Annotated in this window: 12 protein-coding genes; 2 read left to right on the top strand and 10 right to left on the bottom strand. The window is 48.1% G+C overall.

Going from position 1 to position 13275, the window contains the following annotated elements:
- Positions 1-132: 132 nt before the first annotated feature.
- Positions 133-2064: a biosynthetic peptidoglycan transglycosylase gene (locus BACCOPRO_RS08455; RefSeq protein ID WP_008142779.1), complete on the top strand. Its 1932-nt coding sequence runs from the start codon at positions 133-135 to the stop codon at positions 2062-2064.
- Here the strand turns inward: BACCOPRO_RS08455 and BACCOPRO_RS08460 are convergent.
- The 5 genes from BACCOPRO_RS08460 to BACCOPRO_RS08480 all read right to left on the bottom strand — a co-directional run bounded on the left by BACCOPRO_RS08460 (position 2051) and on the right by BACCOPRO_RS08480 (position 9406).
- Positions 2051-2464 (bottom strand): secondary thiamine-phosphate synthase enzyme YjbQ, encoded by a 414-nt coding sequence (locus BACCOPRO_RS08460; RefSeq protein ID WP_008142780.1) that lies wholly within the window; start codon positions 2462-2464, stop codon positions 2051-2053. The genes BACCOPRO_RS08455 and BACCOPRO_RS08460 overlap by 14 nt on opposite strands.
- Positions 2465-2544: 80 nt before the next feature.
- Positions 2545-4770, bottom strand: a complete 2226-nt coding sequence (locus BACCOPRO_RS08465) for a glycoside hydrolase family 31 protein (RefSeq protein ID WP_050765340.1) — start codon at positions 4768-4770, stop codon at positions 2545-2547.
- A 408-nt stretch (positions 4771-5178) separates the two neighbouring features.
- Positions 5179-5619, bottom strand: a complete 441-nt coding sequence (locus tag BACCOPRO_RS08470) for a DUF6078 family protein (RefSeq protein WP_008142784.1) — start codon at positions 5617-5619, stop codon at positions 5179-5181.
- An 89-nt stretch (positions 5620-5708) separates the two neighbouring features.
- On the bottom strand, positions 5709-7169 hold the full coding sequence (locus BACCOPRO_RS08475; protein ID WP_040311341.1) for a glycoside hydrolase family 125 protein: 1461 nt from the start codon (positions 7167-7169) through the stop codon (positions 5709-5711).
- A gap of 17 nt (positions 7170-7186) precedes the next feature.
- On the bottom strand, positions 7187-9406 hold the full coding sequence (locus tag BACCOPRO_RS08480) for a beta-N-acetylhexosaminidase (RefSeq protein ID WP_008142786.1): 2220 nt from the start codon (positions 9404-9406) through the stop codon (positions 7187-7189).
- 132 nt (positions 9407-9538) lie between these two features.
- Between BACCOPRO_RS08480 and BACCOPRO_RS08485 the strand changes: the two genes are divergently transcribed.
- Positions 9539-9955, top strand: a complete 417-nt coding sequence (locus tag BACCOPRO_RS08485) for a hypothetical protein (RefSeq protein ID WP_008142788.1) — start codon at positions 9539-9541, stop codon at positions 9953-9955.
- Between the two features lie 48 nt (positions 9956-10003).
- Here the strand turns inward: BACCOPRO_RS08485 and BACCOPRO_RS08490 are convergent, their stop codons facing one another.
- The 5 genes from BACCOPRO_RS08490 to argB all read right to left on the bottom strand — a co-directional run bounded on the left by BACCOPRO_RS08490 (position 10004) and on the right by argB (position 13225).
- Positions 10004-10396 carry a hypothetical protein gene (locus BACCOPRO_RS08490; RefSeq protein WP_022278165.1) on the bottom strand — a complete coding sequence of 131 codons (393 nt, stop codon included), beginning with the start codon at positions 10394-10396 and terminating at the stop codon, positions 10004-10006.
- Between the two features lie 126 nt (positions 10397-10522).
- Complete coding sequence (locus BACCOPRO_RS08495) at positions 10523-11227, bottom strand: M48 family metallopeptidase (protein WP_008142793.1); 705 nt, start codon at positions 11225-11227, stop codon at positions 10523-10525.
- Between the two features lie 187 nt (positions 11228-11414).
- Positions 11415-11879 (bottom strand): PG0215 family putative anti-sigma factor, encoded by a 465-nt coding sequence (locus tag BACCOPRO_RS08500; RefSeq protein WP_008142795.1) that lies wholly within the window; start codon positions 11877-11879, stop codon positions 11415-11417.
- Positions 11869-12378: a GFO_1088 family ECF-type sigma factor gene (locus BACCOPRO_RS08505; protein ID WP_008142798.1), complete on the bottom strand. Its 510-nt coding sequence runs from the start codon at positions 12376-12378 to the stop codon at positions 11869-11871. Before BACCOPRO_RS08505 ends, BACCOPRO_RS08500 begins: the two co-directional genes overlap by 11 nt.
- Positions 12379-12448: 70 nt before the next feature.
- Positions 12449-13225, bottom strand: coding sequence for an acetylglutamate kinase (gene argB / locus BACCOPRO_RS08510; protein ID WP_008142799.1), 777 nt, complete (start codon positions 13223-13225; stop codon positions 12449-12451).
- Positions 13226-13275 lie beyond the last annotated feature (50 nt).

Consider the following 13275-nt stretch of genomic DNA (forward strand, 5'->3'; position numbering starts at 1 on the left):
AAAATATTGTAGTTTTTTTTATGTTATTAAGAGTATGCCGAATAAATTCGGGCAAATCTTTAACCAGTCCGAAAGAGTTTGTGCCAGTTCAAAGATTATTTTTTTAACTTTGCAACGGAAAAAAGGAACAATATGAAACGGAAACTTATCGGAGCAGGAGGCGGATTACTGGTGGTGCTCGGCTTAAGCCTGTTCCTTTTATGGGGGTTCCGCAACCCTGTCATCAACAGCATGGCCGAGCGGAAAATCCTTGCCATGAAGGAACGATACGGACTGGATATTCACTACGACTATCTGGAGTTCACGAAAACCGGACGGATCCTGTTCGGAGGCCTGTCTGTGGTTCCCGAACAAAGAGATACGCTGCTTACCATCCATTCGGCGGAAATAACTCCGGGCCTGTGGCAACTGCTCAGAGGCAATCTTGAAATCCGCCGGATCAGTATGGAACAGCCGGAATTGCGTTTTGTCAAGAAAGGCACGCAGGCCAACTATGATTTTATGTTCCTGGGCGACCGCACTTCCCGGCCAGAAACTTCCCGGCCCGATAAATCTTCAGCCGAATACGACAGACGGGCAGGTCTCCTGCTGAAAACGATATTCCGCCTGTTGCCTTCTGAAGGAAAGCTGACCCGCCTGCGGATCAGTGAAAAGAAAGACAATAATTCCGTCAGCCTGTACATCCCGGAATTCCGTATCAAAGACCGGCATTTTCAAAGTCATATTCAATTCGTTGAGGACGGAAAGGAACAACACTGGCAGACAAGCGGAGAAATTGATCCGTCCGAACATCTGCTGTCCCTGCACATACAGGCACCAGATGTGGCTGTCCCCTATCTCAAACGGAGACTGGGAGCTAAAATTCATTTCGATGAACTGATGCTTTCCTTCATACAAAAAGACGGAAGCCCCATGCAATTGCAGGGGAAAGCCGAAGTCAGAGGATTGAGCCTTTTCCATCACCGGCTTTCTCCGGAAGTGATCAACCTGAATCATGGAGAAGTTGACTTCCATCTGAACATCGGTTCACAAAGCATCGAACTGGACAGTTGCAGTACGGTGCGCTTCAACCAGCTTCAGCTGAATCCTTACCTTAAACTCGAAAGTCCCGGCCATCTCATTGCGAAACTTCACAAATCATGGTTTCCTGCATCAGAACTGTTCAGCTCTCTGCCTCAGGGACTGTTCGAACATCTGGAAGGTATCCGGGTAGACGGCCAGCTGGCATACGATTTTCTGCTGGATGCAGACCTTGCCCTTCCGGACAGTCTGAAGTTTCATTCCGACCTGCTCGCCCGAAATTTCCGGATCATCCAATACGGGAATACCAATCTCAGCAAAATGTCTTCCGAATTTAAATATACGGCCTACGAAGACGGAATCCCGGTCCGGACTTTCCCGGTCGGCCCGTCGTGGGAGCATTTTCTTCCGCTCGACAGCATTCCCCTTGTCATGCAGACGGCTGTACTGCAAAGTGAAGACGGAGGATTCTTCTACCATCAGGGATTTCTGCCCGATGCCATTCAGGAGGCAATGGCCTACGATCTGAAGAAGCGGCGCTTTGCCCGCGGAGGAAGTACCATCTCCATGCAGCTGGTCAAGAATGTCTTTCTGAACCGCAACAAGAATATAGCCCGCAAACTGGAAGAAGCCCTGATTGTCTGGCTGATCGAAACCAACCGGCTGACTTCGAAAGCACGTATGTTTGAGGTTTACCTGAACATTGCCGAATGGGGACCTATGGTCTACGGAATCCGGGAAGCCGCAGACTTCTATTTCAGCAAGCGCCCTTCACAGCTTACGCTGGAAGAATGCATCTATCTGGCTTCCATCATCCCCAAGCCCAAGCATTTCATGACTTCCTTCACAAACAGCGGACAGCTCAGGGAAAGCCAGGAAAATCACTTCCGCATTGTTGCCGGAAGAATTGCAGCCAAAGGTGTCATCTCCGAAGAAGCGGCAAAAAATGTGGATATTTCCCGGGTACAGCTAAAAGGAAAGGCCGCCGGTTACTTCACCGACAGCCTTTCCGTTCCACGGGAAAACCCTCTTACTCCCCAATAATTGTCGCGACAATGCGTCTGGGACCTCCATGATTGCGGAACTCGCAAAGATAAATGCCCTGCCAGGTCCCCAGATTCAGCTGCCCGCGAGTAACCGGAACTGACAGGCTTACCCCGATCATTGTTGACTTTGCATGAGCCGGCATGTCATCCCATCCTTCCAGCGTATGGGTGTACCACGATTCGCGCTCGCGGATCAGACGGTTAAAAATCTGTTCCATGTCATCCCGTACGTCCGGATCACAATTTTCATTAATGGACAAGGCGGCACTGGTATGCTGGATAAAAAGGTTCAGCAAACCCGTCTGAGGCAAGGGAGGAAGCTGACGTACAATTTCCTCCGTTACCAGATGAAAGCCACGTGCATGTGGCCGTAAAGTGATCTCAACCTGTTGTATCATAAATTATGGTTCAAACTTAATTTTTCTCTCATCATTCTCCGGCTCATCGGATGATTTATACCGGGAGCTGCCGGCCTTCCTTACTGAATGCCGGTCAGCTCTACGACAACTTCCTTGTCAACTGCAAAGGTGCGTGTAGAAATCACCAGTCCCTGCAAAGATCCGTCAAAAGAAGCACGGACACGTTTTCCGTTCACACGCACCTCTCTCCCGGCTTTTACGCCCGGCAATTCAACAACGTAAGCGCGTTTCCGCGGCTGGCCTTCGTAAGAACCTTTTGAACCGGCCATACGGATAACCAACTTGTCTCCCTGATTCTCGTATGAAAGATCCGTCGTTGCAAACCGGCCTGCCTGATAATCCAGCGTCTGTCCGTCGTCTTCATACAACGTATAATGATTCTCAATACCTTTCTCGCCCGGATAACATCTTACGACCAGTGTATCAAGCGGAGCCGAAGCCATCCGTTCCCGATAAGGCTGCATAGGCAGAGGATATCCGCCCTTCACGAAAACCGGAGATGTTTCAAGCGTGCTGACAACTTCCAGAGTCTGGCCGCCCTCATACTTTTTCCCGTCAAACAGACTATACCAGTTCGCACCTTCCGGGAACCAGACCTTCTGTACAACCGTCTTGTCTTCGCCCTTTCCGGGTTCCGTAACCGGAGCTCCCAGAATCAGATCACCGAAATAGAATTCACCGGGATGTTTGTAAGCTTCTTCAGTTTCAGGGTGTTCAATGTAAAGTCCCCGGTTCAGAGGAAGCATGTCGTCATAGCACTGTCTGACAGAAGAATAAATGTAAGGCATCAGACGGGAACGCAAATGATAAACCTCCCGCATGGCCGCTTCTTCACGTTCTCCCCACAACCATGGCCGCCGGTCGCTCTTCTCACCTACGACGGAATGTATACGAAGCGAAGAGTTCAACAGGCCGAACTGAGTCCAGCGTGTATAAAGTTCCGGATCAAGCCCGTCATAGAACCCGCCGATATCGTGAGCCCAGAAGAAGCATCCGGCATTTCCGCTCGTCGTGGTCAGATCAACTTCAAAACGCAGCATTTCCCAGTTTCCCACGGCATCACCGGAGAACTGAATCGGATGACGGTGGTCACCCCATCCTCCCCAACGGCTGAATCCGGCTCCGCGGAGCACCCGCTTTCCTACCCCGTCGTCAGACAGAGGACGCATCGAATAATTATAATAGATTTCATTCAACCAGGGAAGATGCTTCGTGCTTGTACCACGTACCAGCGGATAAGCATAGTCCTGTTGCCAGTCCAGCCACCAGAAAGCAATTCCCATTGAGTCTGCTTCCTGATGGGCATACTTCATGAAATGCTTCATGTAGAAAGGATCTCCGGCATCAAATACAGGAACTCCCTCGCTGGTATAGGATGCACCCAGTGCACGGGCAAAGGCAGGATAAGCATCATCTTCGGGACGAAGTCCGTCATGCGGATGTTCATTCAATACCACATAGACATCCTTATCCTTAAATTCCCGGATCAGTCCGGCCGGATCCGGGATCAGTTCACGATTCCAGCTGTAGCCGCTCCATCCGCGGGTAAAGGCATGCCCCGTTCCCTGATCATACACTTTTTTATGCCAGTCCATGTCAAATACCATGATATCCAGCGGGAAATTATGTTCATGATACCCGGCTACCAGCTCCCTGTAATCATCAGCCGTGTATGGCCACCAGCGACAATACCAGGCTCCATGCACATACTTCCGGGTCATCGGAGCCGGACCGCTGACTGCTGCCAGTGATTTCAATGCCGCCTTATAGTCCGTTCCATAAACGAACAGATAAAAGTCCTGTACATGATTCCGGTCTCTGAATGACAGTTTTCCGTTCTTATAGACATCCTTTCCTGTGTCATTGATCAGGAACCATCCGTCACGGCTCAGCAGACCTTCTTCCCGTTCCACCGGGCCACCAATCCCGTCGACCGTACACAAAGCTCCTTTCAGATTGCCGCTCTGACCATCCGTCAGGCACCAGCCTTTCTCCTTTCCATGCATCGAGAACGTTACCCGAAGATTATTCTGTCCGAAAGGAAAACCGTCATGATCAAATTCCAGGCGCATCGCTTTCGTGGAGAAAACGTGCTTCCTTCCTTTCTGTTCGTGGCGGACTCCAAGCTGACGGTCTGTCCGGACAACGGCAAACAGCGTGGAATCATTCAAGAATTGCTGATGACGGGCATATTCGAGGCGAACCAGATTCTCCGTAATAAATGTAATGCGGTTATTCCCTATCACAAACGTATCGGCATAGCCAGTCTGGGCAAACAAGGCCATTACTCCCCCCAGGCAACACCCGAAGAGCCGGTTGACCAGCCGGCTGCGGGATTTACCAAAATGATGTTTCATAGTTACGTATATTTTATTCGATAATAAGTTCTATAAAATTTCTCCGGATTCTGCCCGCAATTCATCAGAAACGAGCAGCCGGTTTCCCCGGTTTTTCCAGTCGGTTTATCTGTTTTTACCGGAAGAAAAAGCAGTTCCACTTAGTGAAACTTTTTGTTCCAGCCAGTGGAATTTTTTGTTCCACCGGGTGAAAATTGTTGTTTCACCTAGTGGAACTTTTTTTACGGGCTGAAGAAACTCTTGTTTTGACAAGGCAAAACAACTGTTTCGGACTGACAAAACTGCTCCTTCAAACAGGCGGTTCCTGCTGATCAACAGGTCAGACACGGGCAGGTCTCAGCGCCCTTCCCAGTCGTATTCCTCCCGATATTCATCGAATGCCGGAGTGCCTTTCACTCCATAACGCTGCAATACTGATTTCACGTAGTCCTGTTCAGCCGGCGGGAAACTGCGTTCCTTCCGTTTCAGACGATAATAATTCGTACGTCCGTAATGATTTATCAGTTCTTCCCTCACACTCTTTACCTTTCCGAATGGCAGTTCATCAAACAGATGCGATATGCCATAGGCAAACTTCTTGGTCTTGGACGACAGGTAATACGGGCATTTTCCATCAGGAACTACCAGATGGGGATTGATCATCTTGACCGTCACCTCCGTATCCGGAACATACGACAAGGTAAGATTACGCAGACACTGGTCGGCCTTCCGGCAGTTGTTGCAAAAGCAATGTACAAATCCGAACGGCAGCATTGAATATTCAAAATTCTTGAGCATAATTGAAAAAGTATTAGATTATTGAAACAAAGCAGAATACAAGAGTCAATCGGTTTCCGGGCCTCAGCCAGTCTGAAGCCCGGAAACGGTTATTGAATGGTAATACTGTTCAGAAGTTCTGTCTTTCCTTCGTTCACCAGTTTCAGGATCAGTTCGCCGAACAGGGTATTCTGCCAGGCAAACCATGCACGGGTAAACTTCTGGGGATTGTCCTTATGAAAGGATTCATGCATGAATCCGGTACCGGCATCCGTACGCATCAGCATCTCAATGCACGACTTGATTTCCTGATCGTCCCGGCTGGTGAAAGCCTTCATCATGATACTCATCGGCCATACCATATCGTAGCCGATATGCGGTCCGCCGATTCCTTCTCCGGCTGTTCCGCGAAAGAAATAAGGATTGTCTTCGCTCCACACAAAACGGCGGGTGTTCTGATAAACCGGGTCATTGACATCTACATCTCCCAGATAAGGCATAGCCAGCAGACTGGGTACATTGGCATCATCCATCAGGATGTGGTTGCCGAATCCGTCCACCTCGAATGCATAAATCGGTCCATACTTGGGATGGGTATAGACGGCATGTTCCTTCAAAGCCTTTTCAACTTCATCAGCCAGACGGATGCACTGAGAAGACAACTCCTCATCATGGTTGACTTTTTTCAGAATCTCGGCTGCTTTCCGCAAGGAAGAAACGGCAAAGAAATTAGACGGAATCAGGAAGGAAAGAGTCGTTGCGTCATCTGACGGACGGAAACTGGAGGCTATCAGGCCCACCGGTTTCACGGGATTGCCCAGTCCGTCACACGGCAACGTATCGGTTGCACGTTCCGTCCTGCGCTGAAATTTATAGGGGCCGTTTCCGTCTTTGCGCTGCTGTTCACGGAAAGTTTTCAGAATGTTGGTAATGGCCGCCAGCCAATCGTCTCCAAATACGGACGTATCTCCCGTCACCTGCCAGTAATGATAAGCCAGGCGAAGCGGATAGCAAAGAGAATCAATCTCCCATTTACGCTCATGGAGTTCCGGCTTCATGTCTGTCAGATCCGACTTCCATTCGCTGCCTGTCGGACCGTCATTGAAGGCGTTGGCATAGGGATCAATATTAATGCACATCCACTGACGGTTGATAACACCTGCCAGCATTTCTTTCAGTGCCGGGTCTTCATTGGCCAGCTGTACATAAGGCCATACCTGTGCTCCGGAGTCACGCAGCCACATGGCATGAATATCTCCCGTATACACAAAGGTATCCGGACGTCCGTCTTCAAAATGCCGGAAGTGAACCGTTGTATCCAGCGTATTGGGAAAACAGTTCGTAAACATCCAGACCAGACGCGAATTGGTCAGCAGACTCTGTACCCGCCGGATCTGTGCTTCCACTGCCTTTGAATGGAACAGGCGGTCTTTCTCTGCCGGACGGCAGTCTTTCCGGATGGCATCAGCGGGACATACATGCGCTGTCTCCGTCAGTTCTCCGGCCTGTGCGCAAGGCGCACAAGCCAGCACTGAAAGTAAACAGACGCTTTTCAACATTCTGTTTTTCATAATTATTTCAGTTTGATTCAATCTTCAACTTTCTTGATAAATACCAGACCGGAAGTCTCATTTCCTCCTTCTCCACAAGCCTGTACTTCTACAAAGAAAGGAGTTCCGGCTTCGAAAGCATCTACCTTGAAGCGATAGGTTACAGCAGGAGCAGCTTCACTGGCTGTTCCGCTCTGTACGACTTCTGCCAGTTTTTCTTCTCGCTTCAACAGCTGCAGAGTACCCAGCTTCAGGTTATTCTGTCCTTTGGTACGGATGAAAGTCACTTCGTAGGTTCCGTTTCCGGAGATCTTTCCGGTACATTCAAAACGCCACGGAGTCATCACCGTCTGTATCTGCAAAGGTTTCCATTCAGCCGTGAAGGTTCCATATTGCTTGTAGGCAGAATAGTCAGGTGCGAAATAAATCGGAAGCGAATAATGACGGTCAGTCACCAGCGTCATGGCATGAAAATCACTCTTGTTATCCACCGTTACCGGTCCGGTATAACGTGGAGAATGAATGTTCGGATAACGTCCGTCTGTGGTGTACACAATTTCGGCTCCGGCTACGCTGGGAGCCAGTGTGAATTCCAGCTTTCCGTCTGCCTGTTCCTTCATGGAAACAATCTGAGGTTCAGGAACCCGGTAATTGCATCCTTTATAGTCCAGACGGGCATAATGATGGCTCAGACGGTTGGAGAAGTCCTTGTAGTCACGCCGGGACATCTTGCTCCATGCCACTTCAGAAACAGCCAGCAAACGAGGGAAGGTCAGATATTCGGCATAGTTTTCAGAACGGTTTTCATTCAGCAGGGGCAATTCCTGCAATACAGTTCCATGAATAAACTGGTCACTCCAGAAGCATCCCTGTACACCCAGAACCGTAGATTCCGGTGAATAGTCATTAACCTCCATGGAATAACATTTCTCCACAGAAATAGGCGGCATCCAGCCGGCAGCCTTTATTTCACCGGGAGTTCCGCTTTCAGGGAAGTCAAGATACATGTGAGTGGCCGGTGTCAGGATTGCCTTGTGACCGGTCTTGGTGGCCTGAATCGTATCTCCAACATTGTGCCACATCAGAGCCACTACCGGGTGGTTGACCTTTCCACGCTGAATAATCTCTTCCCAGCCGACTACGGTGCGGTCTTTCTTCTTCATCATATCGGCTACGACATTTGTCAGATATCCCTGCAGATCAGAAGCCTTGGTCAGTCCTTCCCGCTTCATGACTTCCTGACATTTCGGACATTCCTTCCAACGGTCATACACGGCTTCATCTCCACCGATATTGATATAATGAGAAGGGAACAGGCTGACTGTTTCGTCCAATACATCACTCAGGAACTGATAAGAACTTTCTTTTCCGACACAAAGCAAATCGCGGCTGATGAAATGCTGCACCGGCACTTCATGCTGCAGACCGGTACATGAAAGCCAGGGATAAGCAGCCACTGCTGAAAGCATGTGGGCCGGGAACTCGATTTCAGGAATAATTTCCACATTACGCAACTGGCCATAAGCAATCAGTTCCTTAATATCTTCCTGTGTATAATATCCTCCCAAACGATGAGTATCCGGTCCGGCCCAGGCACCAATCTCCGTCAGGCGGGGATATTTCTTGATCTCCAGACGCCATCCGGAGTCATCAATCAAATGAAACTGCAGTTTGTTCAGCTTATACATGGCCATCATGTCAATGTATTTCTTCACAAACTCCTTATCAAAGAAATAGCGTGCCACATCGAGCATCATTCCTCGCCAGGGACGTTCCGGCGCATCAAAGACAGACACAGCAGGAGCAGTCCAGTCTACTCCTTTCTGACGCTGGCTGCTATAAATCTCAGCAGGGAACAGCTGAAGCAGGGTCTGTATGCCATAAAAGACTCCGCCCTTGTCGGTTCCGTACAATACAATGCGACCGGGCTTTACATCCAGCTGATAGCCTTCGGCCTTGCCTTGTGCCTTGTCGGGAGACAAAGCCAGACGGATATCGCCCTGATTCTTTCCTTCCACCAGACGGAAGTCCCATCCTGTGGACTGGCTCAAAACCTGCTGTAAATACTCGGCATGTTCCTTCAGACCAGCCTGATAACCGATTACGGCAGAAGACGTCAACCGGAAACTGCCAGCCTGCTGCTCCAGACGAACAGGCTGGGGAATGATGTTTATACCTTCTGCCAGGGCTGAAGACAGGCTGCAAGCCATCAGACAGGAAAGTAATGTTTTCTTAAGTAAAGACTTTCTTTTTTTCATGGTTATTTAATCTATATAATTTGATGCTTATGAGTTAATCCACGTTAATACAAAATTCACCCCACGAATTTATGCACAAAATAAGCAAAAATTCATTTTCTTTGCAACAAATAAAACAATATACCCTTATCTATGAGCAAAAGTATCGACAGCAACAAGCAATTTATGATTGGTAACGGCCTTTTGGCATTCGGCGTATTTTTCATCGTATTTCTGTTTCTCTATTTAGGATTCCGTTCCCAGCGCAAGGAGGGACAGGCCGAAGCCTTTTCCGACAAATATATTCTGACCCTCGACAACAGCCTGGCCGGAGACAGCCTGTCTGTCTATATCAACGACAGCCTGTTGCTGAACCAGACCATGAAAGAGTCTTCAGTCCGGCTGCTGATCAACCGTTTTGCTGAAGAAAGTATGCTGATGGTTGTGGATAATCATACCGAAGAAATAACCCCGTTCAATCTTAATCCGAAAGGAAGCGAGGTTTCTGTGGAAAAGAAAAACGGGAAAATCTTTATTCTGGAAACCGAAGGAGACGGCAAGTCCAAATGATCTTCCTGCTCCGTCCGTTCATTCTTCCGGCTCAACAAGCCGGATTTTTTATTCTCCATGATCCAGCATGCGGATCAGCATTTCCCGTTGCAAAGAGTAAGTATTGCTGGACGCATGTACCCGCTTCAACAGCCGGAGGCCGTCCTGCCGCAACTTGCTTTTGAACACGATACTACCTTCTGTCTCTTCTGAAAGGCGCAACAGATACAGAGAAGCCAGTTCCATTTTCTCAATTCCTGACTCTTCGCCTGCATAGCGGTCCGCCAGTTCATCCACATCTACAGTCTGCAACTGACTAAGGGGCAAGCCCAACAGCTGGGAGGCCATCGCATCATATTCACTCCAGTCCTCCTGACGGATGCGCTTGCGACGCAACAAGGCATTCACCAGCAAGGCCACAATCTCCTGGATCATCCGTATCAAATAATCTTGCTTAATCATTGAATTCGTATTTTCTGTCTGTGCAAAGTTCGGATTTTTCCTGAGAAAAACAATCTGTCCGGAAGAGTAAATGAATGTATTTTCCGGGACCACACGTTCAGACAAAGGTGGAATCTGAAGAAATCATCAGAATGCAGGGCGATAGTTCCGCAGTTCAGCCCGAAGTGACAACGCCTTTCCTTCAGTCAGACTGTCCAGCAATTCCCAGAAACGAGGACCATGATTCATCTCTTTCGTATGTGACAATTCATGCAACAATACGTAATCCATCAAATGAGGAGGAAGCAGCATCAGATAACATGACAGGCTGATGGTTCCGGCAGCAGAACAACTTCCCCAACGTGAACGGGCTCCTGTAATCTTTACTTTCCGGTAGGAAAAACCGTAACGTTCAGCCAGAGCTTCCAGCAACGGAGGCAAATAACTTCCGGCTGATTTCTTCAATGCACGAAGAATGGCAGCACGTACCAGTTTCTGCACCTGCTCACATGAGAAATCAACATCTGCAGGACAGCAGATACAGATCCCTTCTCCGGTCTGTTTCAGTGTAAAGCATTTCAGGGGACTGGGCTCCAGCCAAAGCCGGAAACATGCTGTACGGATGGCATAAGAAAAATCAATCGGCCGGATCTCCACCTTACGGTACTGCTCCAGCAAACGTTCACGGAAGGTTTCCAGTGTTGCCATCACTTTCTCCGTTTTGCTATATGGTGGAACCGTTACATGGAGACCGTCAGGTCTGACACGCATGGTTATGTTACGCGCCGTCCTGCGGGTACCGATCACAATCTGTCCAAAATCTTTGTCCTTGATGATTCTTCGAGTTGCCATACTCCTGCTGAAATTAAAAACTTAATCCGGGAACATAAGCAAAAGGATTACTGCTCACGCAGTAATCCTCTTTTCTTATCTTTAGTTAGTCAATAAATTTGAGAGAATTGAAACTTCACAGCCTCGTTGTTCTTGTACTAATAAGCACTAACTATTATTTATATAAAAGCAAATGAAAATGTTCTTTTTACTCTTTTTCAACCTGCGGCTTTTCCTGTGACTTCAACATCACTTTCACCGTATCGGTTTCATAAGCCACTTCTGCATCATGTCTGCCCGGGGAGTACTGATCATACACATACACAACCCCTGCCTTGCCATCACCCATCGTGTGCTGTACCACACCGCCTACCGTAAACAGCAAAGTCATCATTGCGGCAGCCTTGAACAATGGCATAAATCGCGTATGCAAGGCTATATGTCTTGCTTTTACTACCGGATGTTCAACCTTTGCCAATACCCGCTCGTCAAAATCTTTGTCCAGGCTGATGTGCCGGGCAACTTCCTGATAGGCGAACAAAGGCTTATAGCGAAGCAGATGTGCAGGAACTTCTTTCTGACGGAAGAAAGTCCGAAGAATCTGCTCTTCCTCTACCGAGGTTTCACAATTCCAGTAACGCTCCAACAATTGTTCAATGTACTTATAATCCATAAGTGTCTATTTCATCATATTTTGACCGGATCTGCCTTCGGGCCCGGAAGAGGTTTACTTTTACCTGTTCCTCGGTCAGATGCATGATCTCAGCAATTTCCTTATAACTTTTACCTTCTACATCCCTCAGTTGCATAACTGTACGCTGCTTCTCCGGAAGTTCGTTCACCAAACGGTGAATCAGCTTAAGTTGTTCATCCTGCTCAATCTGTCTGTCAGGAGTCAATGCATCAGGAAGTTCAGTTGCCTCCTCCATGAGCGGAATATTCTGTGTTTCCAGTTTCTCGCTCCGGTCTATGGCCAGATTACGGGCAATTGTCGTACAATAAGCTTCAATAGAATCTAATTGTGACCACTCGTCCCGTTTATTCCAAATCTTGATCAGTGTATCCTGTACAATATCCTCTGCTTCTGTCCGGTTGAACGTTATTCGCAGCGCCAACCTGTAAAGCTTATCTTTCAAAGGCAGAATATCGTCTCGAAAACTGATCTTTCGCATTGCTTTCTATATTAATGACGGATAAGGGTTCAAAAAGTTACACGATTACTTGATTTTTTTCGAAAAAAAATTATTTTTCAATCCGAATTACAGTACCGGAAAGGCCATCAATAGCTGATGCCTGCGTGATAATTACCTGGCGTACACCTGCTTCCACTGCAGAGAAAGCATTCTCCAGCTTCGGAATCATACCGCCCTGAATCACCCCTTCGGCTACATACTGACGGAACAAATCGGGAGTAATGACCGGAATCACGCTGTTGTCATCGTTTTCATCCTTCAAGACTCCTTTTTTCTCAAAGCAATAAACCAGTGTCACATCGAATGCATCGGCCAGTGCCTTGGCTGTTTCTCCGGCAATCGTATCAGCATTGGTATTCAGGATATGTCCTTCTCCATCGTGAGTCAGAGGAGCCATCACCGGAACAGCTCCACGGCAGATCAATGACACCAGAACTTCGGCGTCCACCTGTTTCACGTCACCGACAAAACCATAGTCAACCTCTTTCACGGGGCGTTTCACAGAACGGATTACATTCATGTCTGCACCCGTGAGTCCAATGGCATTCACTCCTTTAGCCTGAAGTCCTGCTACAATATTTTTATTCACCAGACCTCCATAAACCATGGTTACGACTTTCAATGTTTCAGCATCCGTAATACGTCTTCCGTTCACCATGCGACTTTCAATGCCCAATGACTCGGCTATGCGTGTAGCAGAACGTCCGCCGCCATGTACCAACAGCTTATAACCGGGAATCTTTGAAAAATCGGCCAGCAACTGGTTCAGTGTATCCGATTCTTCCACAATCTTTCCCCCGACTTTTATGATTGTCAGTTTTTCCATCTTCGTTTATTTTTGCTTTTTAATTGTCCTATCTATTAAAACACATTGTT

It is taken from the genome of Phocaeicola coprophilus DSM 18228 = JCM 13818, assembly GCF_000157915.1.
In the GTDB taxonomy this organism is placed as follows: Bacteria; Bacteroidota; Bacteroidia; order Bacteroidales; family Bacteroidaceae; genus Phocaeicola; species Phocaeicola coprophilus.